The 24,445-nt window shown below is 47.5% G+C and carries 23 protein-coding genes and 1 tRNA gene; 20 read left to right on the top strand and 4 right to left on the bottom strand.

Annotated elements, in window-relative coordinates; all coding sequences use genetic code 11:
- The first annotated feature begins 94 nt into the window (after positions 1–94).
- Positions 95–481, top strand: a complete 387-nt coding sequence (locus tag IEV19_RS05200; protein WP_229732489.1) for a GTPase — start codon at positions 95–97, stop codon at positions 479–481.
- Between the two features lie 13 nt (positions 482–494).
- Here IEV19_RS05200 and yihA read toward each other — a convergent pair whose 3' ends face one another.
- Together yihA and IEV19_RS05190 are read right to left on the bottom strand one after the other, a co-directional pair.
- Positions 495–1,109: a ribosome biogenesis GTP-binding protein YihA/YsxC gene (gene yihA, locus IEV19_RS05195; RefSeq protein ID WP_188369608.1), complete on the bottom strand. Its 615-nt coding sequence runs from the start codon at positions 1,107–1,109 to the stop codon at positions 495–497.
- 12 nt (positions 1,110–1,121) lie between these two features.
- Positions 1,122–1,886, bottom strand: coding sequence for an alpha/beta fold hydrolase (locus IEV19_RS05190; protein WP_188369607.1), 765 nt, complete (start codon positions 1,884–1,886; stop codon positions 1,122–1,124).
- A 260-nt stretch (positions 1,887–2,146) separates the two neighbouring features.
- Between IEV19_RS05190 and mraZ the strand changes: the two genes are divergently transcribed.
- The 18 genes from mraZ (at position 2,147) to IEV19_RS05100 (ending at position 22,110) form a co-directional block, all read left to right on the top strand.
- Positions 2,147–2,611, top strand: a complete 465-nt coding sequence (mraZ, locus tag IEV19_RS05185; protein ID WP_188369606.1) for a division/cell wall cluster transcriptional repressor MraZ — start codon at positions 2,147–2,149, stop codon at positions 2,609–2,611.
- Positions 2,598–3,494, top strand: a complete 897-nt coding sequence (gene rsmH, locus IEV19_RS05180) for a 16S rRNA (cytosine(1402)-N(4))-methyltransferase RsmH (protein WP_188369605.1) — start codon at positions 2,598–2,600, stop codon at positions 3,492–3,494. Before mraZ ends, rsmH begins: the two co-directional genes overlap by 14 nt.
- Before the next feature lie 18 nt (positions 3,495–3,512).
- Entirely contained in the window at positions 3,513–3,833 is a 321-nt protein-coding gene (locus IEV19_RS05175; protein WP_188369604.1) for an FtsL-like putative cell division protein, read from the top strand.
- Positions 3,834–5,840, top strand: coding sequence for a PASTA domain-containing penicillin-binding protein (locus IEV19_RS05170; protein ID WP_188369603.1), 2,007 nt, complete (start codon positions 3,834–3,836; stop codon positions 5,838–5,840).
- Positions 5,837–7,300: a UDP-N-acetylmuramoyl-L-alanyl-D-glutamate--2,6-diaminopimelate ligase gene (locus IEV19_RS05165; RefSeq protein WP_188369602.1), complete on the top strand. Its 1,464-nt coding sequence runs from the start codon at positions 5,837–5,839 to the stop codon at positions 7,298–7,300. The genes IEV19_RS05170 and IEV19_RS05165 overlap by 4 nt, the downstream gene beginning before the upstream one ends.
- A gap of 10 nt (positions 7,301–7,310) precedes the next feature.
- Positions 7,311–8,531, top strand: a complete 1,221-nt coding sequence (gene mraY, locus IEV19_RS05160) for a phospho-N-acetylmuramoyl-pentapeptide-transferase (protein ID WP_188369601.1) — start codon at positions 7,311–7,313, stop codon at positions 8,529–8,531.
- A gap of 1 nt (position 8,532) precedes the next feature.
- Complete coding sequence (murD, locus tag IEV19_RS05155) at positions 8,533–9,867, top strand: UDP-N-acetylmuramoyl-L-alanine--D-glutamate ligase (RefSeq protein ID WP_188369600.1); 1,335 nt, start codon at positions 8,533–8,535, stop codon at positions 9,865–9,867.
- Between the two features lie 3 nt (positions 9,868–9,870).
- Complete coding sequence (locus IEV19_RS05150) at positions 9,871–11,061, top strand: FtsW/RodA/SpoVE family cell cycle protein (RefSeq protein ID WP_188369599.1); 1,191 nt, start codon at positions 9,871–9,873, stop codon at positions 11,059–11,061.
- Entirely contained in the window at positions 11,048–12,148 is a 1,101-nt protein-coding gene (murG, locus tag IEV19_RS05145; RefSeq protein WP_188369598.1) for an undecaprenyldiphospho-muramoylpentapeptide beta-N-acetylglucosaminyltransferase, read from the top strand. Before IEV19_RS05150 ends, murG begins: the two co-directional genes overlap by 14 nt.
- Entirely contained in the window at positions 12,141–13,493 is a 1,353-nt protein-coding gene (gene murC / locus IEV19_RS05140; protein WP_188369597.1) for a UDP-N-acetylmuramate--L-alanine ligase, read from the top strand. Before murG ends, murC begins: the two co-directional genes overlap by 8 nt.
- Complete coding sequence (locus IEV19_RS05135) at positions 13,483–14,202, top strand: cell division protein FtsQ/DivIB (protein WP_188369596.1); 720 nt, start codon at positions 13,483–13,485, stop codon at positions 14,200–14,202. Before murC ends, IEV19_RS05135 begins: the two co-directional genes overlap by 11 nt.
- A gap of 4 nt (positions 14,203–14,206) precedes the next feature.
- The gene (gene ftsA, locus IEV19_RS05130) at positions 14,207–15,529 is read left to right on the top strand and encodes a cell division protein FtsA (RefSeq protein WP_188369595.1); all 1,323 of its coding nucleotides are present in this window, start codon (positions 14,207–14,209) and stop codon (positions 15,527–15,529) included.
- A 36-nt stretch (positions 15,530–15,565) separates the two neighbouring features.
- Positions 15,566–17,494, top strand: coding sequence for a cell division protein FtsZ (gene ftsZ, locus IEV19_RS05125; RefSeq protein ID WP_188369594.1), 1,929 nt, complete (start codon positions 15,566–15,568; stop codon positions 17,492–17,494).
- Between the two features lie 100 nt (positions 17,495–17,594).
- Entirely contained in the window at positions 17,595–18,044 is a 450-nt protein-coding gene (locus tag IEV19_RS05120) for a GatB/YqeY domain-containing protein (RefSeq protein WP_188369593.1), read from the top strand.
- Between the two features lie 63 nt (positions 18,045–18,107).
- A tRNA-Arg gene (locus tag IEV19_RS05115) sits at positions 18,108–18,181 on the top strand.
- Between the two features lie 572 nt (positions 18,182–18,753).
- Positions 18,754–19,056 (top strand): hypothetical protein, encoded by a 303-nt coding sequence (locus tag IEV19_RS05110; RefSeq protein ID WP_188369592.1) that lies wholly within the window; start codon positions 18,754–18,756, stop codon positions 19,054–19,056.
- Between the two features lie 81 nt (positions 19,057–19,137).
- Entirely contained in the window at positions 19,138–21,540 is a 2,403-nt protein-coding gene (locus IEV19_RS05105; protein ID WP_188369591.1) for a TonB-dependent receptor, read from the top strand.
- 15 nt (positions 21,541–21,555) lie between these two features.
- Entirely contained in the window at positions 21,556–22,110 is a 555-nt protein-coding gene (locus IEV19_RS05100; protein WP_188369590.1) for a type 1 periplasmic binding fold superfamily protein, read from the top strand.
- Positions 22,111–22,209: 99 nt separating this feature from the next.
- Here IEV19_RS05100 and IEV19_RS05095 read toward each other — a convergent pair whose 3' ends face one another.
- Positions 22,210–23,193, bottom strand: coding sequence for a YpdA family putative bacillithiol disulfide reductase (locus IEV19_RS05095; protein ID WP_188369589.1), 984 nt, complete (start codon positions 23,191–23,193; stop codon positions 22,210–22,212).
- A gap of 158 nt (positions 23,194–23,351) precedes the next feature.
- Here IEV19_RS05095 and IEV19_RS05090 point away from each other — a divergent pair, with 158 nt between their 5' ends.
- On the top strand, positions 23,352–23,777 hold the full coding sequence (locus IEV19_RS05090) for a CBS domain-containing protein (protein ID WP_188369588.1): 426 nt from the start codon (positions 23,352–23,354) through the stop codon (positions 23,775–23,777).
- Here the strand turns inward: IEV19_RS05090 and rpe are convergent.
- On the bottom strand, positions 23,774–24,436 hold the full coding sequence (gene rpe, locus IEV19_RS05085; protein WP_188369587.1) for a ribulose-phosphate 3-epimerase: 663 nt from the start codon (positions 24,434–24,436) through the stop codon (positions 23,774–23,776). The two genes, IEV19_RS05090 and rpe, sit on opposite strands and share 4 nt — an antisense overlap.
- Positions 24,437–24,445: the final 9 nt, after the last annotated feature.

Raw genomic sequence — 24,445 nt, 5'->3', positions numbered from 1 at the left:
TTATTTATCAGCCCTTGTCGTAAGGAATCCCTGTTCCTGACGACTCTTTCAAGGGAATCATCATCCCTCGTGGGAGATGCAAATTTCGTTACTGGTGAGCAGAGAATCAACAAGGAAATTGCTTTTTGTATACAATGCAGACTCCGGCCTGGGTAACAACCTGCTGGATGCAGCCCATAAGATCCTCAATCCGGCTACGTACGACTGCCGGCTTTGTGAACTGACCTATGGTGCATTCAGGGAAAAACGCAGCTGGAAAGCTTTCAGGGAACAAAGTGAAGCCACCATGGAATTTCTGCATAAGGATGAATTTCTCAAGACGTATTCCTCCAAATTCCTTCCGGCCTATTCCTTTCCGATCGTACTTGAGGTCACCGCCCACGATATGGAGGTCTTCCTTGGGACTGAAGAACTCAATGCTCTAAACCATACCGATGACCTGATCCGTAAGGTCAAAGTACGGTTGAGTAAACCGGAATAGTGAAAAAAGGATTTTAACCCTGGTGGGTGAAGAAGTCTGAATTGATCTGGCCGATATACTCCAGGATCTCATCCCTGCCTGTCGCTTTCAGGGAAGAGGTGATAAAATGCAAGGGCGCCTCCTCCCAGGCACCTTCTGTCATGGTTTTCAAATACGCTTCAACTTGTCGGTTTATCGCATTGGGCTTGAGTTTGTCAGCCTTCGTGAAAATAATCGCAAAAGGGATGCTGTTCTCACCCAGCCATTCCATGAATTGAAGGTCGATAGGCTGGGGCTCATGCCTTATGTCTATCAGGACAAAGGCGCTGAGGAGTTGTCTGCGCTTCAGGAAATATTCCGTGATATATTTCTGGAAGGTCTTCTTGTCCTTTTTGGAAACCCGTGCATACCCATAACCCGGAAGGTCGACTAGAAACCAGTTGTCATTGATCCTGAAATGGTTGATCAGCTGGGTCTTTCCCGGTCTGCCTGAGGTTTTCGCCAGGGATTTCCTTTCGGTCAACATATTGATCAGGGAACTTTTCCCCACATTGGAACGACCGATAAATGCGTATTCAGGAATGGGATCGGAGGGGCAACTTTCCACACTGGAATTGCTCATGACAAAGTCGGCCGACTTTATTTTCATGTCTACCCAACTTTAGAAATTGCGTTGCTTCAACCACCCGGCCAGGATCTCGTTGAATTCATCCGGGTGTTCCATCATGGGGGCATGTCCGCATTTCGGGATCCAGAAAAGGTCAGAATCAGGCAGGAGGTCGTGAAATTCCCTTGCGACATTAGGAGGGGTCACGGAGTCATTTTCACCCCAGATGATACAGGTTGGAGTCAGCATATGGGGCAGGTCCTTGGACATATTATGCCTGATGGCGCTTTTGGCGATCGCGAGGGTCTTGACCAGCTTCATGCGATCATTCACGGTGGCGAATACTTCGTCTACGATCTCCTTTGTGGCCACGGCCGGATCATAGAACACGTCCTGGGCTTTCTTTTTGATAAATTCGTAATCCCCTCTTTTGGGATAACCATCTCCCATTGCACTTTCGTAAAGTCCAGAACTACCGGTGATCACCAAGGCCTTCACCATTTCAGGATAGAGCTTGGTATGCAGGAGTCCGATATGACCACCAAGGGAATTGCCGAGCAGTATTACGTCTTTAAGACCTTTGTATTCAATGAACTGCTCCAGGTATTTGGCGAAATTCTTGACATTGGTCTTGAGCATGGGCATGCTGTAAATCGGCAATTCAGGGACGAGCACCTTGTAGCCTTTCCCGGGAAAATAATTGGTTACTCCCTCGAAGTTGCTCAATCCTCCCATTAAACCGTGGAGGATGATCATAGGAGTACCTTCTCCCACTTCTATATATCGATATTTTCCATCCGTTTTAATCGTATTCTCCATGCACGACAGCTTCTGTTGTCAGTTGGCAAATATAGGCATTTCCCCTATATGGGGCTATTTAAATGAGTTCAGGGGAAACTTCTTTCCTCTGTGCAGATGAGAATTTACCCGCAATTCCTCCCTGTGGGTATCAGTCTGTCAATCCGGGAAATTTTAAGCTAAGATTTGGAAAAAATATCAACAAAGTGGTAATTTGTGGTAATAAGTGGTAATAAATTCTATATATTTGAGTTTATATACAGAGGACCAACCAAGCTCGAATGATCAGTTTCATTGGGACATACGATTGTAAAGCCGATGCCAAGGGCAGGGTAATGATACCTGTTACCCTGAAGAATCAAATGGCTCCAATCATCAACAAGGGCTTTGTGATCAAACGGTCTGTATTCCAGCCATGTCTGGAACTTTACCCCATGGAAGAGTGGAATCTGCTGATGCAGAAAATGAACAGGAAGAACAGGTTCAAGAAGAAGAACAATGACTTTATAAGGAGGTTTTCGGCAGGGGTCAAACCTGTTGAGGTCGACGCGACTGGCCGCCTTCTCATTCCAAAAAATCTTATAGCCATAGCGGGGATCACCAAAGAGGTGGTACTGAGCTCGGCGATCAATATCATCGAGATCTGGGATAAGGACCTCTATGAGAAGGTACTCGATGAAACGGCAGAAAATTTTGCAGAACTGGCCGAAGAGGTCATGGGTGAAGACGGCGATGAGCTATCATAACCCCGTGCTGCTTCATCCTTCAGTGGATGGACTCAACATCAAAGCGGATGGTGTCTATGTAGACATCACCTTCGGAGGAGGAGGGCATTCGCGGGAGATCCTCAGGAGACTGGGAGAGAAGGGCAATTTAATTGCTTTCGACCAGGATGAGGATGCGCTGCAAAATGAAATAAAGGATGGTCGATTTACCCTGATCAACGAAAATTTCAGGTATCTCGGTCAGTTTTTAAAGTTCTATGGCATTCGGAAAGTAGATGGGATCCTGGCTGATTTCGGGGTTTCCTCCCACCAGTTCGACAAGGCTGAGCGTGGATTTTCGACCCGCTTTGAAGGGGAGCTCGATATGAGGATGAGCCGCAGGAATGAATTATCGGCCTACGACGTCATAAACAGCTATGAGGCGGATCAGCTCAAGACGATACTGAAAGAATACGGGGAGATAAGGAACGCTGAGAAAATGACCAGAGCCATTGTTTCCTCCAGGAAAACAAAACCCATTGCAACCTCTGCCGAATTGAAAGAGGTTTTGAAAGGTTTTTTACCGGGTCATAAGGAACACAAGATCCTGGCCCAGGTTTACCAGGCGATCAGGATCGAAGTGAACCAGGAGTTGGAGGTGATCAAGGAATTCCTGCTCCAGACTCCTGACCTGCTTGAAGCCGGTGGCAGGCTGAGCATAATAAGCTACCATTCCCTGGAAGACCGTCTTGTTAAGAGATTTATCATGACAGGGAATTTTGAAGGGGAATTGAAGAAGGATTTTTACGGCAGACCGATCAAGCCCTTTGAAAAGGTGGGAAATCTGATCGTTCCGACCGAAGAGGAGATCAAGCAGAACAACCGGGCCAGGAGTGCCAAACTCAGAATCGCAGAACGCATATAACTATAGTGAATTGAAGACATGAAGGAAGGAATTGTATCCATATTAAAAGGTAAGTTTCTCGTAAGCGGGGATGCACCCAAGAACTGGATGTTCCTCGTATTTGCATCATTTCTGGCTACAATCATGATCTCGAGCTCGCACAGCGCAGACAAAAAGGTCCATCAGCTGGCAGCCCTAAATGAAGAAGTGAAAGCCCTGAGGAGCCAGTTTGTTGAGATGAGATCTGATGTACAGAAACAAAAGCTGGAGTCGACCGTAAGACTGGCTGTGTCCGAAAAAGGCCTTCTTCCTTCTGAAGCACCACCCAAAAAGATCAAAGTAAAATCTGCTGAAGAGTAAATGGCCTTTACCAGTAAACATATAATGACCAGATTATACCTCGTAGCAGGTGGGTTATTCCTGTTTGCGGGACTCGTTTTATTTAAACTGGTCAGTATTCAGACTGTTCAGGGCGAAAAATACAAGGAACTGGCCCTGGAGCGCACGGAAAAGATGTTTACCATCCCGCCGAATCGCGGTAATTTATACTCAGACGATGGCAGTTTACTCGCAACTTCGGTTTCCAAGTATTCCATTCGGTTTGATGCGGTCACCGTTAAGGAAGAGGATTTTAAAAAGCTCGTCGGTCCCCTGTCAGAAAAACTGGGGAGGCTTCTAAACAGGCCAGCTTCTCATTACGAACAACTCCTGCGCAAAGCGAAGGCCCAAAAGAACCGATATGCCCTGATCGCGCGAAATCTGGACTATTCCCAGTATATGAGCATAAAGGAATTCCCTCTCTTCAATCTGGGGCCTTACCGTGGCGGATTGATAGTCGACCAGAAAACGGTGCGGGAGCATCCCCTGGGCAAGATCGCTGAAAGGAGTGTTGGGTATGAACGTTTTGACGAGAATGGTTACGCCACCCGCGTGGGCCTGGAAGGGGCCTTTGGGGAATACCTGAGAGGTAAGGAGGGTAAAAGGCTCAAGCAAAAGATCGCCAAAGGACAGTGGAAACCCATCGGCCTTGACAATATAATTGAGCCCCAGGACGGCTATGACGTGGTCTCTACCATAGACATCAATATACAGGACATCGCACATCATGGCCTTTTGAGACAACTCGAGAAGTATAAGGCAGAACACGGTTGCGTGATCGTCATGGAGACCCATACGGGAGAGATCAAGGCCATCTCTAACCTGGGCAGGACGGAGGAAGGCAAATATTACGAGCGCCTAAACTACGCCGTTGGAGAATCTCATGAACCGGGTTCCACCTTTAAACTCATGTCCCTGTTGGCTGCCCTGGAAGACCAGGTGGTAGATACAAGCACGGTCATTGACACCGAAAAGGGCAGGTGGAGGCTTTACGATCGCATAGTCCGGGATTCCAAACACGGCGGATATGGTGAGATCTCCGTGGCTGAGGCCTTTGAGGTCTCATCGAATACGGCTTTTGCAAAAATGATCCACAACGGTTATAAGAATGATCCTCAGGCTTTTGTAAATCGCCTCAGGCTGATGGGATTGCACCAGGAACTGGGCCTGCCGATCAAAGGAGAAGGCAAGCCGGTGATCCGAAATCCGGGAGACAAAGGCTGGTCCGGGATCTCCCTGGCGTGGATGTCTCATGGATATGAGGTCTCTCTGACTCCCCTTCAGACCCTGGCATTCTACAACGCCATCGCCAACGATGGGGAATTGCTCAGGCCGAGGCTGATCAAGGAGGTAAAGGAGTGGAACAGCACTATCCAAAAATTTGATAAGGAGGTGATCAACCCCCGTATAGCCTCTGAGGAAAACATCAAGAAAGTTCAGCAACTTCTAAAAAATGTGGTAGAGAAAGAAGAGGGAACAGGCCACAGGCTGTATGCTCCGGATTTCTCCATGGCAGGGAAAACAGGAACGGCACAGAAGAATTACGTGGGCAAGGATCCCGATAAGCTGAGGTACATATCAACCTTTGCCGGCTACTTCCCGGCCGAAGATCCCAAGTATTCCTGTATTGTGGTTATCCATGAACCTGATAAGAGTGTGGGCTATTACGGTGCCGATGTGTCCGGCCCTGTATTTAAGTCGATCGCCCAGAAGATCTATGCCAATAATCCTATGGTGGATGAAGTGGCCGATCTGGATCCCTTTAATGAGGTCCTAGAGGATGCCTATGAGTCGTATTTCGAAGCAGCCCAAAAAGAGATTAAGACCATCCCCGATCTCGAAGGGATGAGCGGGATGGATGCCATATCGATTTTGGAAAATCTAGGCCTGCAGGTTGAGGTCAGGGGAAATGGCAAGGTCAAGAAACAATCAGTAAGTCAGGGTACCCGGTTGAGCCAGGTGACTAAAATAATCCTGGAGTTGTCATGAAGTCACTAAAAGACATACTATATGGAGTAGGTCTCACCGCAGTCAGCGGTACCACTGCAAAACTGGTCAATCAAATTTGCTTTGATTCCAGGAAAGTAGGTATGGATGACGTCTTTGTAGCGATCAGGGGTACAAAATCCGACGGACATAAATTCATAGAGAAAGCGATCGCAAGTGGTGCAAATGCCATCGTTTGCGAACAGTTGCCGGACAACCTGGTAAATGAGGTGAGCTACCTGGAAGTAAAGGATACAAAGGAGGCCCTGTCAGTGATGGCCTCCAATTATTACAACAACCCTTCCAAAAACCTAAAATTGGTAGGGGTTACGGGGACCAACGGGAAGACCACGGTAAGCACTTTACTGTACAAGCTTTTTAAGAAGGCAGGATTTAAGGTCGGGTTGATCTCCACCATACGCATACTGGTAGACGAAAAAGAATATCCCACCACCCATACGACCCCGGATCCCATGACCATTAATTACTACCTCTCCCTGATGAGCGAGGCCGGGGTGGAATATTGTTTTATGGAGGCCAGTTCCCATGGGATCGATCAAAGACGTACGTACGGACTCGTCTTTGCAGGGGCCATTTTTACCAACCTTTCCCACGATCACCTTGACTACCACAATTCCTTCGCAGAATACAGGGACGCCAAGAAGAAATTATTTGATCAGCTGCAGAAAAATGCATTTGCCCTGGCAAACATGGACGATAAGAACGGGCTGGTGATGTTACAGAATACCAAAGCGAGGAAATATACCTATGCTTTAAAATCCTACGCCGATTACAGGGCGCAGATCCTTGAAAATCAATTTAGCGGTCAGTTGCTGAAGATAGAGAACAACGAGATCTGGACCAAGCTCATCGGCCATTTCAACGCATACAACATCCTGGCGATCTACGCGACGGCTGATCTGCTGGGACTCGACAAATTTGAAACCATGAAACTCCTGAGCGAACTGGAGAACGTCGACGGGAGGTTTCAATACTATATCTCAAAGAATCGCATAACGGCTATTGTTGATTATGCCCATACGCCGGACGCTTTAAAAAATGTGCTGGAAACAATCAGTGCATTGAGGACTGGAAATGAAAGCGTCATCACCGTAGTGGGGTGCGGTGGTGATCGTGACAAGTCTAAGCGTCCGGTAATGGGGCATATCGCTTCTTCCATGAGTAACAAGGTGATCTTCACCTCAGACAACCCACGGTCTGAACCCCCGGCAGCCATCATTTCGGAAATGGAGGCAGGGGTGGAGCCCCAGAACTCGATGAAGGTCATGGCGATTGAGAACAGGGAGCAGGCTATCAAGACTGCCTGCCAACTGGCCAATGCGCAAGATATTATCCTGCTGGCCGGTAAAGGGCACGAGACCTATCAGGAAACGAATGGGAAACGAGTCGACTTTGATGATTTTAAGATTGTGAAAAGCTTCCTGGACGGGTTGAAAAAATAAGGAGAGAACTATGCTTTATTATCTGTTCGAATATTTGGAAAAACAATACCAGTTCCCCGGAGCTACCCTGTTCCAGTTCCTCACTTTCAGGGCAGCCATGGCGGTATTGCTTTCCCTTATCCTGGCCACGACATTCGGGAAGCGGATCATCCTGTTACTGAGGCGGAAACAGATAGGAGAAACCGTTAGGGATCTCGGTCTGGAAGGACAACAGCAGAAGCAGGGAACGCCCACCATGGGAGGGATCATCATCATCATGTCTACCCTGGTTCCCGTACTCCTCTTTGCTAGGCTCGATAATATTTATGTGATCCTTCTGATCATTACCACCATATGGATGGGGATCATCGGGTTTATAGATGATTACATAAAGATCTTCAGGAAGAATAAAGAGGGGCTGAAAGGCAGGTTTAAGATTCTGGGGCAGGTAGTGCTGGGACTCATGGTTGGCGCCACTTTGTTTTTCCATCCTGAGGTCACCATGAAGGAGAAGAACAAGACCACGATTACCGAGCAGTTTGAGGTGAGGGACGTGGAAGGAAAAGAATTGAAGTCGACCAAGACCAACATCCCATTCTTTAAGAACAACGAACTGGATTACGGGGAAGTCGTAGCCTGGTTTGGGGCCGATCCCCAGAAATACGCATGGCTGATCTTTATTCCCATCGTAATCTTTATTGTCACTGCCGTATCCAATGGGGCAAACCTCACGGATGGGATCGACGGCCTTGCCGCGGGAACATCGGCGATCATTGTCCTGACCCTGGGCATATTTGCCTGGGTCTCCGGTAACATCATTTTCTCGAATTATCTTGACATTTTCTATATCCCCAGAGCCGGCGAGCTGGTGGTGTTTATCTCGGCCTTCGTAGGATCTCTTGTGGGCTTCCTCTGGTATAACGCCTTCCCTGCACAGGTCTTTATGGGCGATACGGGAAGTCTCACCATTGGCGGGGTGATTGCGGTGATAGCCATTATTGTCAGAAAGGAACTGCTCATCCCATTGCTGTGCGGGATCTTCTTTGCAGAGTCGCTCTCGGTCATGCTGCAGGTGAGCTATTTCAAGTATACAAAGAAAAAATACGGGGAAGGGAGGCGCATTTTCCTGATGTCCCCACTGCACCACCATTATCAGAAGAAAGGATATCACGAAAGCAAAATCGTCACACGGTTCTGGATCATCGGGATCTTACTGGCGATCGTGACCATTGTAACCTTAAAGGTAAGGTAACATGGATCGCCTGGTCATCCTGGGAGGGGGAGAAAGTGGAGTTGGCACGGCCATTCTGGGGCAGAAGAAAGGATATGAAGTATTTGTCTCTGATATGGGGCAGATCAAGAAAAAGTACAAGGACGTTCTTATACAATTTGGATTGGATTGGGAAGAAGGGGGGCACACAGAGGAGAAGATCCTCAATGCCGACCTGGTCATGAAGAGTCCCGGGATCCCCGATAAGGCACCCCTGGTGAAAAAACTGATCGCTCAGGGAACCCCGGTGATCTCCGAGATTGAATTCGCATCCCGTTACACGAAGGCTACCCTCGTAGGAATAACCGGAAGCAACGGGAAGACGACCACCACCATGCTGACCTATCATATTTTCAAGCAGGCAGGGTTGTCTGTGGGTATGGCCGGAAATATAGGGGACAGTTTTGCCAGGATGGTAGCGGAGACGGATAAGGAATATTACGTGTTGGAGATCAGCAGTTTTCAGCTCGATGGGATCACAAGCTTCAGACCGCATATCGGGATGATCACAAATATCACCCCTGATCACCTGGACCGGTACGACTATGATTTTATGAAGTATGTCGCATCGAAATTCAGGATCACCATGAACCAGAAAGCGGGTGACTACTTTATCTATGATCAGGATGACCCTGTCATTATCTCCTATCTGGAAAGCCACCCGGTCCAAGCTGTAAAATTGCCGTTTTCCCTGGAAGGGGAAGGCAAAGTAGGAACATACCTAAGGAAAGAACAATTTATTATAAAGACACAAGAGGACATTATGGAATTAGCATCAGATTCATTAGCCCTTGAAGGGAAGCACAACCTGAAGAATACCATGGCAGCGATAACGGCTGCTAAGCTGGTGGGTATTCGCAAGGAGGTAATAAGGGAGAGCATTCAGAATTTCCAGGGCGCTGATCACAGGCTTGAGAAGGTTCTGAAGATCCATCACGTACAGTATATCAACGACTCAAAGGCCACCAACGTAAATGCCACTTATTACGCCCTGGACAGTATGACCACTCCGACGGTCTGGATCGTGGGGGGAGTAGACAAGGGAAATGATTACAAGGCCCTTATGCCTCTGGTTCGGGAAAAGGTGAAAGCCATTATTTGCCTTGGGATGGATAATTCCAAACTCAGAGAAGCCTTCAGCAATGCGGTAGACATATTTGTGGAGACTTATGCGATGTCTGAAGCCGTGAAAGTGGCCTATAAGATCGCCGAAAGGGGAGATACCGTACTCCTTTCGCCTGCCTGCGCGAGTTTCGACCTCTTTCAGAATTACGAAGACCGGGGCAACCAGTTTAAGGAAGCCATAAAAAATCTTTGATCAGTGAAAATATTCAGCCACATACAGGGAGATAAGGTCATATGGGCAGTAGTAGCTCTGCTGGCCTTGTTCTCATTTCTGCCGGTTTACAGCGCCAGCAGCAACCTGGTCTATGTGGTGGGGAACGGAACCACGATGGGTCATCTCGTAAAACACGCCCTGTTGTTGTTCCTTGGATTCGGTATTATCTACGGGGTTCACAGGATACCCACTCATTATTTTAAAGGGCTGTCAATTATTGCAATGCCTGTAGTCCTGGCTCTTTTGGTGTACACACTGGCGCAGGGCACGACCATAGGCGGCGCCAATGCAAGTCGATGGATCCGTCTGCCCCTGGTAGGGATTACCTTTCAGACATCTACTCTGGCGTCTGTAGTCCTCATGGTCTACATAGCGAGGTACCTTTCCAAGATCAAGGAGAGGAAGATCACTTTCAAGGAGAGTATTTTGCCTCTTTGGAGCCCGGTTTTTCTCGTCGTCATGCTGATCCTTCCGGCAAACTTTTCAACGGCGGCTATTCTGTTTTTTATGGTCCTGGTTTTGTGTTTCCTAGGGGGATACCCATTAAAATACCTGACCGGAATTGTAGGAATAGGAATGTTGGGCTTGCTTCTGTTCGTACTGGTAGCCAAGGCGGCTCCCGACCTGTTCCCCAACAGGGTGGATACCTGGATGAACCGACTGGAGAGTTTCTGGGATCCCGCCGATACGGAAGCTGATTATCAAATTGAAAAAGCAAAAATAGCCATCGCGAGTGGTGGACTTGTGGGTAATGGAGCCGGGAAGAGTGTGATGAAGAATTTCCTTCCCCAGAGTTCATCAGATTTTATATATGCCATTATTGTGGAGGAGTATGGCCTAATCGGTGGCTTCTCCCTGATGTTCTTCTACATGCTTCTGCTTTTCAGGATCGTGGTAGTGGCCAATGCCAATACTTCCGTATTTGGGAAATTACTTGTGGTCGGTGTCGGGTTGCCCATTGTCTTCCAGGCACTGATCAATATGGCGGTGGCAGTTGAGCTATTCCCTGTTACCGGGCAGACCCTTCCATTGATCAGCAGTGGAGGAACATCGATCTGGATGACCTGTCTGGCAATAGGCATTGTGCTGAGTGCGAGCAGGAAGAGGGAGCAGGAAGAAGAGATGGAAGTGGATGAAAATAACCCTTTAGAAGTCTTGAGTGGACAGTTATAGGATCATTCTCTCGGGAGGAGGCACTGGAGGGCATATTTATCCGGCAATCGCCATAGCCAATGAATGTAAAAGGCGATTTCCGAAAGCGCAGATCCTGTTTGTGGGAGCAAAGGATCGGATGGAAATGGAAAAGGTCCCCCAGGCGGGATACGAGATAAAAGGTTTGTGGATAAGTGGATTGCAAAGAAAACTAACGTTTAGGAATCTGCTTTTCCCACTGAAAGTGATAAGTAGTTTGATCAGAGCGAGAAACATAGTGAAGGGCTTTAAACCCCATGTAGCCATAGGGACGGGCGGATTTGCCAGCGGACCTGTATTGCGCGTGGCATCCGGTATGGGAATTCCCTGTGTTCTGCAAGAGCAAAATTCTTATGCAGGAATCACCAATAAGCTGCTCGCCGGGAAGGTAGACAGGATTTGTGTGGCCTATTCCGGGATGGAAAAGTTCTTTCCCAAGGAGAAGATCATCCTTACCGGAAATCCGGTGAGATCTTCCCTGGTGAATCTGCCTGAAGATTCCGGGGCTTCCTATCAATACTTTGATCTGAAACCGGATAAAAAGACCCTTCTCATCTTGGGTGGCAGCCTGGGATCCAGGAGGATCAATGAGCTGATCGAAGGTCAGATTTCATTTTTTCAGGAATTGGGGCTGCAACTGGTCTGGCAGTGTGGTTCTATTTATTTCGAGCAGTACAAGCACCTCGCCTCCGATACCATCCGGGTCTACGGGTATTTAAATGAGATGGAACACGCCTACAGGATCGCTGACATGATTATTTCGAGGTCAGGAGCCGGCTCCGTATCTGAACTCTGTATGGTGGGTAAACCGGTATTGTTTATTCCATCACCCAATGTGGCAGAAGACCATCAGACCAAAAACGCAATGGCCCTGGTAGAGGAGAAAGCGGCCGTTATGTTAGCAGAAAAGGATCTGGATGCGGAGTTCAGAACTGTTTTCGGGCAGTTGATGGACTCGGGGTCCAGTCGTGAAGAACTCAGCCGGAACATTAAAAAACTGGCAAGGCCCCAGGCAACAGAAGATATAGTGGATGAGATCGTCGAATTACTAAATCGCAGGTATGGATAGATTTGATTTCCACAGGGTATATTTTATCGGGATCGGAGGCATCGGGATGTCTGCCCTGGCCAGGTATTTTCTATCACAGAATATGGCCGTAGCCGGATACGATAAGACCCCAACACCCCTTACCCGGGAATTGGAAGCCCAGGGAATTGATATCCATTTCGCGGACGACCTGTCCCTGGTCCCCGCACCATTCCTCAAACCGGAGGATACACTTATAGTATATACCCCTGCTGTGCCGAAGGATCACCGGGAGTGGAATCATTTTACGGATCAGGGTTTTAAGGTTAAAAAACGATCGGAAGTACTCGGATTAATCACGCGGGATACCTTTTGCTTTGCAGTGGCGGGAACTCATGGAAAAACGACCACCTCCAGCATTTTAGCCCACCTGCTGAAAGAGACCGGCACTCCCATTACAGCTTTCCTGGGAGGAATCTCGGAAGACTTTAATAGCAATTTTATATGTGAGGGGGACCAGTACTCGGTAGTGGAGGCCGATGAATTTGATCGTTCATTTTTAAGGCTTCACCCGGACATTGCCTGTATTACTTCTATGGACGCAGATCATCTGGATATTTACGGGGACAGGGAATCCATGAGGGCCTCCTTCCTCGAATTTGCCTCCAGGCTGAAACCAGACGGTAAGCTCTTTGTAAGGAATGGATTGCCTTTGGAAGGCATTACCTATGGCATTGAAGACAATTCGGACTACTGTATAAAGAATATTAAGATTGAACATGGCACCTACATATTTGATTTGGGCACCCCGGAAAGGACACTCGAAGGGGTGAGATTCAACAAGCCGGGCAGGCATAACCTGCTCAACGGCTTAGTGGCTTTCGCAATGGCGATCCAGGTAAACCCCCCTCTGGATCGCCTGGTGAAGGCACTTGAAACCTTTAAAGGCGTTCAAAGGAGATTCTCCTATAAGATCCGGCAGGACGACCTGATTTTTATAGACGATTACGCGCATCATCCAACCGAAATAGATGCCGTCCTGGAAGCGATCCGGGAAATGCATCCCGGAAAGAGTATTCTGGCGGTCTTCCAACCTCACCTTTTTAGCAGGACGAGGGATTTTATGGAAGAATTTGCCAGCAGCCTGTCAGGTTTTGACAGTATTCTCCTGCTGGATATCTATCCGGCAAGGGAAAAACCGATCCCGGGGATCACCTCAGAGGTCTTGCTGGAACGGATCTCAAATCCGAATAAAAAACTGGTCTCTAAACAAGACCTGGCTCATGAAATCAAGGCCCGAAATCCCGAGATCCTGGTCACGCTGGGAGCGGGAGATATTGGGCTGGAAGCAGACTCATTAAAACGTGAATTCGAATATGAAAATTAATTGGAACTACATCAAATTGTTCTGTTTAATGATTTGTATAACAGGACTTTATGCGTTTTCTAATCACAGAAATGCGGAAAGGCCCATCAGGGATGTGGAGATCATTTTTGAGGGGGATAACAATGTGTACCTGTCTAAGGATATGGTTAATAAATTGTTAATACAAAATTACGGCAGCGTCCTAATGGAGGATAAAGAAAAGGTAGTTTTGAATACTATAGAAAAGGTCCTTGAGACCCATGATATGGTAAAAAGTGCCCAGGTATATCTTACTATTGATGACAAACTTACATCCAAAATTTTCCAAAGGCAGCCCATAGGCAGAGTTAAAGGGAATACAACTTTCTACCTTGATGAGGATGGAAAATCTATGCCCTTATCCAAGTTGCATTCTGCACGGGTTCCGATCATTACGGGTGAGATCACTGGTAAGAGCCTTGATGATGTATTTGAAATTCTGAAGTATATAAATCAGGATGACTTTCTGAGGAAGAATGTGATCGGAATTCATATTCAGTCGGAAGAGCAGTATCAGTTAAAATTTAGGGTGGAGGACTTTGTGGTAAACCTCGGGGACGTGATTGACCTTGAAAGGAAGTTTAAGAATTTCAAGGCTTTTTACGCCAAGGCCCTTAAGGATCAGTCCCTGAAGGATTACGCGGTAGTAAGTTTAGAATTTGACAACCAGGTTGTGTGCACCAAAATATAAGATTATGGATCAGGTAAATTACTCAGTTGGCCTCGATATTGGAACCACTAAGATAGTGGCGATCATCGGCAAGGAAAACGAATATGGCAAGATTGAAGTGCTGGGCATTGGCCGGTCTAAAAGCCTCGGGGTTCATCGCGGGGTTGTAAACAACATCACCCAGACCATAAAATCAATACAGCAGGCCGTGGAACAGGCGGAAGCCAATTCAGGCCTGAAGATCGGTTCCGTGGTTGTCGGGATTGCCGGACAGCATATCCGTAGCCTTCAGCACAGCGATTACATCACCCGTGCCAATTCTGAAGAAGTGATCAATGAGGACGATCTGGACAAGCTTTGCAACCAGGTGTACAAGCTGGTCATGTTACCGGGAGAGGAGATCATCCACGTGTTGCCACAGGAATACAAGGTAGACGGGCAGGCTGAGATCAAACAACCTATCGGGATGTACGGAGGCCGACTCGAAGCCAATTTTCACGTGGTGGTAGGACAGGTTTCCTCTATCAAGAATATAGGTAGGTGTATTAAGAGCGCAGGCCTGGATCTGTATAACATAACACTCGAACCTTTGGCTTCTTCAGAGGCTGTATTGAGCCAGGAAGAGAAGGAGGCCGGTGTGGCCCTGATCGATATAGGGGGTGGTACCACAGACCTGGCGATCTTCAAGGATGGGATCATCAGGCATACTGCAGTCATCCCTTTTGGAGGAAACGTGATCACAGAGGATATCAAGGAAGGCTGCTCCATCATCGAAAAACAGGCAGAATTGCTGAAGATAAAGTTCGGATCGGCCTGGCCCGGAGAGAACAAAGACAATGAGATTGTTTCCATTCCGGGACTGAGGGGCAGGGAACCCAAAGAAATCACCCTTAAAAACCTGTCCAAGATCATTCATGCAAGGGTGGTTGAGATCATCGAGCAGGTATATGTGGAGATAAAGAATTACGGACATGAGGAACAGAAAAAGAAACTGATCGCTGGGATTGTACTCACAGGCGGCGGAAGCCAGTTAAAGCACCTCAAACAACTCGTGGAATACATCACCGGCATGGATACCAGGATCGGATATCCCAATGAGCACCTCGCCGGGGATTCGGACGCCGAAATCGCAAGTCCGCTTTATGCTACGGCTGTAGGTTTGCTCATGAATGCGGTGGAGAACAAGGACAAGCGCAGATTGAAGACCCTGGAAGCAGAAAAGGAAAAGGAAATGGTACTTCAGGGACATGAGGAGACCGCATCCACGGCCCTAAAAAAGAAAGAGCGTAAATCTGTCTTCGACCGATGGTCTGAGAAACTGAAGGATTTCTTAGACAACGCGGAATAAATAAAGCAAATCATAAAAACCCCTAATAAGATCAACATGAGCAAGAACACCGAATTTGAAAATATTTCCTTTGACCTCCCCAAGAATCAAAGCAATGTCATTAAAGTGATCGGCGTCGGTGGAGGAGGTAGCAATGCAATAAATTACATGTTCCAGGCCGGGATCAATGGTGTGGATTTCGTGATCTGCAACACAGATTCCCAGGCACTGCAAAACAGCCCTGTTCCCAATAAGATCCAGTTGGGCGTTTCCCTGACCGAAGGGTTGGGAGCTGGCGCTAATCCTGAAGTAGGGGAGCAGGCGGCCGTGGAGAGCATGGAGGATATCAAGCGTATGCTTGATACGACCACAAAAATGATCTTTATCACTGCAGGTATGGGTGGGGGTACCGGTACCGGTGCAGCTCCTATAATTGCAAAGCAGGCAAAGGCGATGGACGTCCTTACGGTGGGGATCGTGACCATGCCCTTCCAGTTCGAGGGGAAAATGAGATGTCAGCAAGCTCAGAAAGGTATTGAGCGGCTCAGGGAACACGTAGATTCCCTGATCATCATCAATAACAATAAGCTCAGAGAAGTCTATGGTAATCTCGGTTTTAAAGCCGGTTTCGCCAAGGCGGATGAGGTACTCGCTACTGCGGCCAGGGGAATCGCAGAGGTGATCACCCATCACTATACACAGAATATCGACCTGCGTGATGCCAAAACGGTACTTTCCAATAGTGGTACGGCTATTATGGGATCGGCCATGGCTTCGGGTTCTGCGCGGGCCACAGAGGCGATCATGAGGGCACTTGATTCTCCATTGCTCAACGACAACAAGATCACAGGGGCCAAGAACGTTCTGTTGCTCATCGTATCCGGGACCAAAGAGATCACCATCGACGAAATCGGTGAGATCAATGACCATATTCAGGCTGAAGCCGGACATGGAGCCAACATTATCATGGGTGTCGGGGAAGATGAAGCACTGGGAGATGCTATTGCAGTAACCGTCATTGCCACAGGCTTCAATGTAGACCAGCAGGATGAGATTGTCAACACAGAATCCAAAAAGATCATCCATACATTGGAGGATGAACAAAAGGCCGAGCAAAATTTGTCTGACCATCCGGTAGAGTTCACTGAGGTCAAGATGGAAGTTGAAGAAAAGGATACTGTTATAAAGCATGTACTGGAGGTTGAAAATGACATGGACCTGGTGCCAACCACCAATTTTATTCGCAATTTCAACGTCTTCTATGATGAGGTAGTAGCCAAAGATATTGATGAGGATAGCTTTGTGATCATCGATTCTAAACACGCCTTATTTGATATGGAGGTTGTAGATCCGGTCACCGTCGCTCCTAAAGAAGAGAAAAAAGAGCAAATTACCTTGAGTTTTGATCTACCTCTCTCAGACGAGAGCGAAGAGGAAGAGGACGAAAAGGAGCACGTGATCACCTTTTCACTGGATGAAGATATCAGTGAAATTGATGTCAACGAGCATATTGAGGTAATACCGGTCCTTGAATACAACAAGGACGGGGAGAAACGGTACAGCCTCGATGATTATATGGAACTGGAATCAAAGCTTACCGGTGCCCGTTCCAAGGCAGAGGATTTCGATCCCAAGATCGTGGAGGATGAACTAGTCTTTGAGCACAAGACCGTAAGTGCCTACGAACAGTCCAATAAGGATGAGCAGAAAGGTGAGATCGACCCTATGAATTCACCCATTGAAGAACTGTTAAAGGCCAGGGCCGATGAGAGGAGACGGAAGCTCAAGGATTTTAATTATAAATTCCAGAATAGCCTGAGTCATATCGAAGAGATTGAAAAGGAACCTGCCTATAAAAGACAGGGAGTTAATTTGAGTGACAGCCCTAAGGAGGGTAAGGTATCACGTACTACCCTTGGCGAGGACAGCAATGACGAAATGCAATTGCGTTCCAACAATTCATTTTTACACGATAATGTAGATTAGTTAGTTTTTTGTTCGGTTTAGTAACCTAGCCAAAACCCGAAAAGATGCCAGTCCTTTCGGGTTTATTTTTTTAACTTCGCAGGACATAAAAATCGAATCAATGAGCTTACAGGAAAAGGTTATGCAGGAGATGAAATCAGCTATGAAAGCCAAGGATTCCGTAGCCCTGGAGTCCCTGAGGGCTATCAAATCGGCTTTGCTGCTTGCCCAGACCGAGAAAGGTGCGGGTACCGGTATCTCTGAGGAGGAGGAGATAAAAATAGTTCAGCGACTGGTAAAACAGCGCAAAGACAGTGCGGCTATATATAAAGAGCAGGGAAGGGAAGATCTGGCCGCAGACGAGTTATCTCAGGTGGTGGTCATCGAAAAATTCCTGCCCGAACAGCTCGATGAGTCAGAGATTGAGAAAGTTGTAAGTGAAACCATCCAACAACTAGGTGCTGAGGGAATGAAAGATATGGGAAAGGTGATGGGTGCTGTTACGAAAAAATTGGCAGGACAGGCAGATGGGAAGACCATTTCCAATATCGTCCGCAAACACCTCACGTAGTTTTTATTCTTTTGGGAAATATCTTTTTGTGTACCTTTGCGCTCGCATTGAACAGATAGTTACGGCCGCGTAGTTCAACTGGATAGAATATCAGATTTCGGCTCTGAGGGTTGGGGGTTCGAATCCTCCCGCGGTCACGAATAAAGGGTCCAATAATAAAAAACGCCAAGCTCGCTTGAGCGTTTTTTTGTTTGGACCATTTTCAACGCGGAGCGTTGAGGATCACCGATCGACAGTGAGGTAATCCCGTTTTCAATGCGCCTGCTCGCCTTTGGAGGGGAGCGTTGAGGATCACCGATCGACAGTGAGCTAATCCCATTTTCAACGCGCCTGCCCTCCTCTGGAGGGGAGCGTTGAGGAACACCGATCCCGATAGTCCCGATAGTTGTCGGGATCAGGTGGAGGTAATACTGCGGAGCGTTAGAAGTTAGCTGAGTATAATGAAGTCCACAGAATGCGTCTGTCTCTGATCACGGCCAGACTTTTAATTATTTTCCATTAAATACTGCCATTTGGGGCGTACGCCTCCTCCCCATATACAAGTTCGCCTTTCTCCCTGCAATTCCCAGGTAATTTCGAATTCGATTTTGTACATCGCTGGAAATCAGGAGAAAGTTTCTGTAACAGACACTATATTTCGAAGAGTTTGAACGGAAAATTAGCACTTCATTAACAGATAAAAGCGTTTCATTATCTATTTTTGAGCACTATGCAGGTGAAAAGGTTTACATCGGTAATCGCCCTTTTACTCCTAGGTATTTTCCTGGGAATCAAATCTCTTGATTACCATCCCCTGACTCACGCACAGGATGACGATCGAGTGAAATGTGAACTTTGCGCCTTTTCCCTCTTACACGAATCCACTTCCTTTGATCAGGTTACCTTCTCCACCGCGATACCGGTCTTGTGGAGCGGAACTCACAGTGACATCTCTCAGGCCCTTGTCTCGACTAAGGAGACAGACAGGGTAGATCCGACCTTATTTGGCAGGCCTCCTCCTGCAATTGGATGACCCCTGGACCCACCTTATAAAAATGGGTTCTTTTCCTTTGACAAAGGATTATTTCCCATCCTAATACATCACTGTTATTCCATGTATCTCAGATACTTCATAGCGCTTTGCGCACTTTTCACGGGCTTCCAGGCCAGCAGCCAGGAGTGTAATCATACTCTAAGCGGAAAGGTCATGGATTTCCATGACAAAACTCCGTTAGCTGGAGCTACACTCTATATCGCTAAGATGGGCACCTATGCCTACACAGACCTGAACGGAGCGTATTCCTTTGAGAATCTCTGCGCCGGAACCTATGAGATCGAGGTCATGCACCCGGAGTGCCGCACCCTCATTTTCCCTATTAATATACCGGAAACCAAAAAGGAGGATTTCCTGCTGGAACACCACCTGGAAGAACTGGATGAGGTAAGAGTAATTGGCAGTATCTATTCGGGTAAAACTAACTCGGGTCTGGAAAATCGGCTGTCCGAGGAGGCCCTATTGCAAAACAGCGGTAACAGTCTGGGTGACGCTATCAAAGGTTTAAGGGGTGTCTCCAGTTTAAATACAGGGTCGAACATCGTAAAACCGGCCATACATGGTCTCAATGGGAGCAGGGTTCTGGTGCTCAATGACGGGGTGAGGATGCAGGACATGGAATGGGGTGACGAACACGCCCCTAACGTGGATGTGAATGCAGCCGGATCGGTTACGGTCATAAAAGGAGCTTCAGCCCTGCAATACGGGGGAGACGCCATAGGTGGAGTGATTCTAATGGAGCAGGCCTACCTGCCAGCCCAGGACACCTTGTATGGTAAAACGGTTCTCAATGGTTTTTCGAATGGAAGGGGAGGAAATATTTCCACGGATCTGACCAAGATATTTCAGGACGACTGGTTTATTAGATTGCAGGGTTCCTTCAAACGACTGGGCGACCAGGAGTCTCCGGATTATATCCTTTCCAATACGGGTATTTCTGAAACTGCCTCTTCCCTAGAATTCGGAAAACGAACCCTCAACTGGGGGATTCAGGGCAGGTATTCTTTTTACGATGCGGAGATCGCCATTTTACGGGCCTCTCATATTGGGAATATAGACGACCTGATCCGCAGCATTAACAGTGGAGAACCACAGATTATACGGCCTTTTACCTATGATCTTCAGAATCCCAGACAGGATGTAAGACACCATCTGGCCAAGATCTCTGCGTACAAAAGGTTTCAAGGCCTGGGCAAATGGAGTGCCCAGTACGATTTCCAGCAGAACCGCAGGAAAGAATACGATGTCAGGAGAGGGGAATTGAATGACCAGGCTTCTCTTGATCTTGAGCTCACCACTCACTCGGTCAGTACGGATTTTAAATGGGATGCAGCAGAGAAAATCGACTTGCATACCGGACTTGTAGGTAGATATCAGGAAAACTTTCCGAACCCGGCAACCGGTGTCAGGAGGTTGATACCGGACTATAAAAGGTGGGAATTGGGCGCCTTTGTTACCGGGGAGTACAATCTGACAGCCAATTGGAGCCTCGATGCAGGATTCAGGTATGATTTCTCGAAGATTGATGCACTAAAATATTACCAAACCACAAGGTGGGAGGAAAGGGGATATGAAGATGAATTTTCCGATATTATAATTGAAGAAGTCGGATCTCAACTCCTCACCAACCCGGTTTTCACTTTCGAAAATTTCTCGGGGACCTCAGGGATCCATTATAACAGGGATAACACAACCTTTCTGAGGTTCAATTATGCCCTTTCTCAGAGAGCACCCAATCCTTCCGAGCTATTTAGCGATGGGCTGCACCATTCAGCCGCAAGGATAGAGCTGGGAGATCTGAGGATAAAAAGCGAGACTTCTCACAAGTTTTCCGCCTCGTTTGAAAGACGCCTGCAGAAATGGGGTTTTACCCTTGAGCCTTACGCCAATTTCCTATCTGATTTTATCCTGCTCGAACCCACCGGCTTAGAATTTACGATCAGGGGGGCATTTCCTGTGTGGAGCTACCGGCAGACAAATGCCCGGTTACTAGGGTTTGATGCCTCCGCATATGTGAACTGGCATACGAACTGGCGAACTGAACATCAGATGTCCTTGGTAAAGGGTAAAGATATGTCGCAGGACCTGGCATTGATCAATATTCCACCGGTCAGTTTCAGGAATCAGGTCGATTTTCTTAAAAAGGAGTGGCACGACTTTGAGGTGTCTTTTATAAGTGACCTCGTGCTCAGGCAAAATGAGGTTCCGCCTAATATTACTGTGTTCTCCCCGGAACAACAACAAGATGTTCTGCTGGAGATCAATACCCCACCCCCGGCCTATCACCTGGTGGGATTGAGTTCCTCTTTGGACTTCTCTCTCGGGACTTCCGGCAGACTAACGACCTCGCTCATCGTGAATAACCTGCTAAACACAACATTCAGGGATTACCTGAACAGGCAGCGGTTTTTCGCTGATGGCATGGGAAGAAATATTCAACTTCAAATTATTGTTCATTATTAAATTTTATTATTAGCTATGAAACCCTTTAAATCATTTATCCTGTTTTCTTTTGGCATGTTGACCTTCACCGCCTGCTCTGATGATGAGCCGGCTCCGGAACCGATCAACGAAGAAGAGATCATCACTACCTTTACGGCCACCTTTGTTCCCCAGGGCGGTGGCACTACGATTACGCTCCAATCGAGGGATCTGGATGGCGATGGTCCAAACCCTCCCGAGGTAACTGTTTCGGGTGATTTCGCGGAAAACGCTATTTACGATGGAACCATCGTCCTCCTCAATGAAACAGAGACCCCTGCAGAGGACATCACCACAGAGGTGGAGGAAGAAGATGAGGAGCACCAGTTCTTCTATACCGTCGGCAGTTCGCTGAACGCGAATCTGGAGTATGCCAATTTTGACGGGAATGGTAACCCACTGGGAACAGCATTTACAATGACCACCACCACTGCCAGCAGTGGGACGATCGCTTTTACACTCAGGCATGAACCCCTGAAACCAAACTCAGGGCTGGCCGATGCCGGTGGTGAGACCGATCTGGCAGTGACCTTCAGCGTCAATATCCAGTAAACTTTTTTTCAGAAAAAATATTCCTTTACATAGGAATTCGGGATCCCTCCCGGGAAACAGGTCGATTCAAAGGCTATAACTTCCTGAGAGGGGTCTCGTTTATTCAGCGGGAACAGCACGCTCCCTCACCATATGGTCCATGATGACCTTGGCGTGCACACGTGAGTTTTCGATAAACCACTTGTGAGTTTCCATCCCTCCGCAGATGACCCCGGCCAGGTATAGCCCGGGTACATTCGTCTCCATGGTTTCCGGATCGTAGTCCGGCAATTTCTTCTCGTCATCCGACAAATGGATCCCCATAGACTTAAGAAATTCGAAATTTGGCATGTATCCGGTAAGGGCCAGGACAAAATCGTTCTCGATACGCTCCTCTCCATTCGGAGTATTCAGTACGATCTCCTTCTGGCGGATTTCAGAAACTGTAGTGTTAAAATAGGCTTTGATACTGCCTTCCTCAATACGGTTGATGATATCAGGCCTGACCCAGTACTTGACGCGTTGACCGACCTCCGGGCCGCGGATGATCATGGTGACGTCGGCTCCCTTACGCCAGCATTCCAGGGCAGCATCCACAGCCGAATTACTGGCCCCGATTACGGCTAATTTCTGACTGGCATAAAAATGGGGATCCTTGTAATAATGGGATACCTTCCGAAGCTCCTCCCCGGGTACATTTAGTGTGTTCGGCAGGTCATAGAATCCGGTTGATATGATCACATTCTTCGACTCGTATGTTGCTTTTTCAGATTCTATCTTAAAAAGCTCACCCTCCTTCACTACCGAATTTACCTTCTCAAAGAGCTGAATATTCAGTTTGTTGGAAGTCACGATCCTGCGATAGTACTCCAGGGCTTCATTCCTTTTTGGTTTAGCTTCCTTGCTGATAAAAGGGATCTCATCGATCTCCAGCTTTTCCGAGGAGGAAAAGAACTGCATGTTTACGGGATAGTTAAAAAGGGAATTGACAATGGGACCCTTCTCTATGATCAGATAGCGAAGTTTTTTCTTTTTAGCTTCCAGACCACATGCGATCCCTATCGGACCTCCACCAACGATAATTACGTCAAATACCTGCTTCATGAATTCCCTGATTTTTTACAGTGCGCTTTATGAGTACAAAATTAACAAACATCCTCCAGAAACCCTGAGGTATACCACAGATGGTAAACCTGACAATTATCATGATTTTTTGGAGTTTAGAATCGGATATTTAGGATATCAAACTAAAAGATCACATCATGACCCTTTCCATAGATATTCCCATTTCCACGATCATGACCAAGAATATCATCTCAGTGGATATCAAAGACGGCTTAGATAAGGCAGAACACCTGTTCAAGAAAAACAACATTCGTCATATGCCGGTTACCAGTAAGAAAAAGATCGTGGGTATGCTGAGTATGAACGACCTCCTCAGGTTGAGTTTTGCGGATGGTGCCTTTGTGGAAGAAGGGAATGTAAAATCGGAAATTTACGAGATGTTTAGCATTAACCAGTTGATGGTTCGCACCCCTGAAACGATCAGTTCCACCAATACCGTCAGAGATGCCACGGAACTGCTGGTAAAACGCAAATACCACTCCTTACCTGTTGTCGATGATGGAGAGGTAGTCGGGATGGTGACCACAACAGATTTGCTGAAATATTATCTTTCCATGTTCTAAGAGATCACTGCAGATGCGAGATCGGCGATAACTCCTTTTGGATCCTCCGATTTAAAGACTGAACTCCCCGCCACAAGCACATCGGCCCCTGCGTCTATGAGTTTAGCAGCATTGTCAGGACCCACCCCTCCGTCAACTTCAATCAGGACCGAAGCCTCCTGCTGCCGTATCATCTTCCTTAGTTCGCGTATCTTGTCATAGGTCCCCGGGATAAAAGACTGACCTCCGAATCCGGGGTTGACACTCATTACAAGGACCAGGTCCAGGTCTTTCAAAATAGTATTCAACAGGGAAACATCGGTATGGGGGTTAAGGGCGACACCTGCCTTCATCCCCGCTGCTTTGATGGCCTGAATAGTTCGGTGGAGATGTGGACAAGCCTCGTAGTGGACGGTCAGAAGATAAACCCCAAGGTCAGCAAAAGTCTGGATGTACCGGTCCGGATCTACGATCATCAGGTGGGCATCCAGGGGTTTCGTGGCGTGTTTGGCGATCGCCTTGACCACAGGCATTCCGTAGGAAATATTAGGCACGAACAGGCCGTCCATAATGTCGAGGTGATGCCAGGCAGCATCACTTTTGTTGACCATTTCAACATCTCTTTGCAAATTTCCAAAGTCGGCAGCAAGGAGGGAAGGAGCAATTTTTACGCGATTCATCGGTCAGCA

This window comes from Muriicola marianensis (genome assembly GCF_014638095.1).
Taxonomy (GTDB): domain Bacteria; phylum Bacteroidota; class Bacteroidia; order Flavobacteriales; family Flavobacteriaceae; genus Muriicola; species Muriicola marianensis.
Note: the sequence above shows the minus strand (reverse complement) of the source record. Positions and strands in the feature narration are given on the sequence as shown.

Excerpts from the sequence above, each read along its gene's own strand:
- ftsA (WP_188369595.1), top strand. The coding sequence starts at position 14,207 with ATGGATCAGGTAAATTACTCAGTTGGCCTCGATATTGGAACCACTAAG.
- mraY (WP_188369601.1), top strand. The coding sequence starts at position 7,311 with ATGCTTTATTATCTGTTCGAATATTTGGAAAAACAATACCAGTTCCCC.
- IEV19_RS05190 (WP_188369607.1), bottom strand. The coding sequence starts at position 1,886 with ATGGAGAATACGATTAAAACGGATGGAAAATATCGATATATAGAAGTG.
- ftsZ (WP_188369594.1), top strand. The coding sequence starts at position 15,566 with ATGAGCAAGAACACCGAATTTGAAAATATTTCCTTTGACCTCCCCAAG.
- IEV19_RS05100 (WP_188369590.1), top strand. The coding sequence starts at position 21,556 with ATGAAACCCTTTAAATCATTTATCCTGTTTTCTTTTGGCATGTTGACC.
- IEV19_RS05165 (WP_188369602.1), top strand. The coding sequence starts at position 5,837 with ATGAAGTCACTAAAAGACATACTATATGGAGTAGGTCTCACCGCAGTC.
- rsmH (WP_188369605.1), top strand. The coding sequence starts at position 2,598 with ATGAGCTATCATAACCCCGTGCTGCTTCATCCTTCAGTGGATGGACTC.
- rpe (WP_188369587.1), bottom strand. The coding sequence starts at position 24,436 with ATGAATCGCGTAAAAATTGCTCCTTCCCTCCTTGCTGCCGACTTTGGA.
- murD (WP_188369600.1), top strand. The coding sequence starts at position 8,533 with ATGGATCGCCTGGTCATCCTGGGAGGGGGAGAAAGTGGAGTTGGCACG.
- mraZ (WP_188369606.1), top strand. The coding sequence starts at position 2,147 with ATGATCAGTTTCATTGGGACATACGATTGTAAAGCCGATGCCAAGGGC.
- IEV19_RS05135 (WP_188369596.1), top strand. The coding sequence starts at position 13,483 with ATGAAAATTAATTGGAACTACATCAAATTGTTCTGTTTAATGATTTGT.
- yihA (WP_188369608.1), bottom strand. The coding sequence starts at position 1,109 with ATGAAAATAAAGTCGGCCGACTTTGTCATGAGCAATTCCAGTGTGGAA.
- IEV19_RS05175 (WP_188369604.1), top strand. The coding sequence starts at position 3,513 with ATGAAGGAAGGAATTGTATCCATATTAAAAGGTAAGTTTCTCGTAAGC.
- IEV19_RS05110 (WP_188369592.1), top strand. The coding sequence starts at position 18,754 with ATGCAGGTGAAAAGGTTTACATCGGTAATCGCCCTTTTACTCCTAGGT.
- IEV19_RS05170 (WP_188369603.1), top strand. The coding sequence starts at position 3,834 with ATGGCCTTTACCAGTAAACATATAATGACCAGATTATACCTCGTAGCA.
- murC (WP_188369597.1), top strand. The coding sequence starts at position 12,141 with ATGGATAGATTTGATTTCCACAGGGTATATTTTATCGGGATCGGAGGC.
- IEV19_RS05105 (WP_188369591.1), top strand. The coding sequence starts at position 19,138 with ATGTATCTCAGATACTTCATAGCGCTTTGCGCACTTTTCACGGGCTTC.
- IEV19_RS05120 (WP_188369593.1), top strand. The coding sequence starts at position 17,595 with ATGAGCTTACAGGAAAAGGTTATGCAGGAGATGAAATCAGCTATGAAA.
- IEV19_RS05090 (WP_188369588.1), top strand. The coding sequence starts at position 23,352 with ATGACCCTTTCCATAGATATTCCCATTTCCACGATCATGACCAAGAAT.
- IEV19_RS05095 (WP_188369589.1), bottom strand. The coding sequence starts at position 23,193 with ATGAAGCAGGTATTTGACGTAATTATCGTTGGTGGAGGTCCGATAGGG.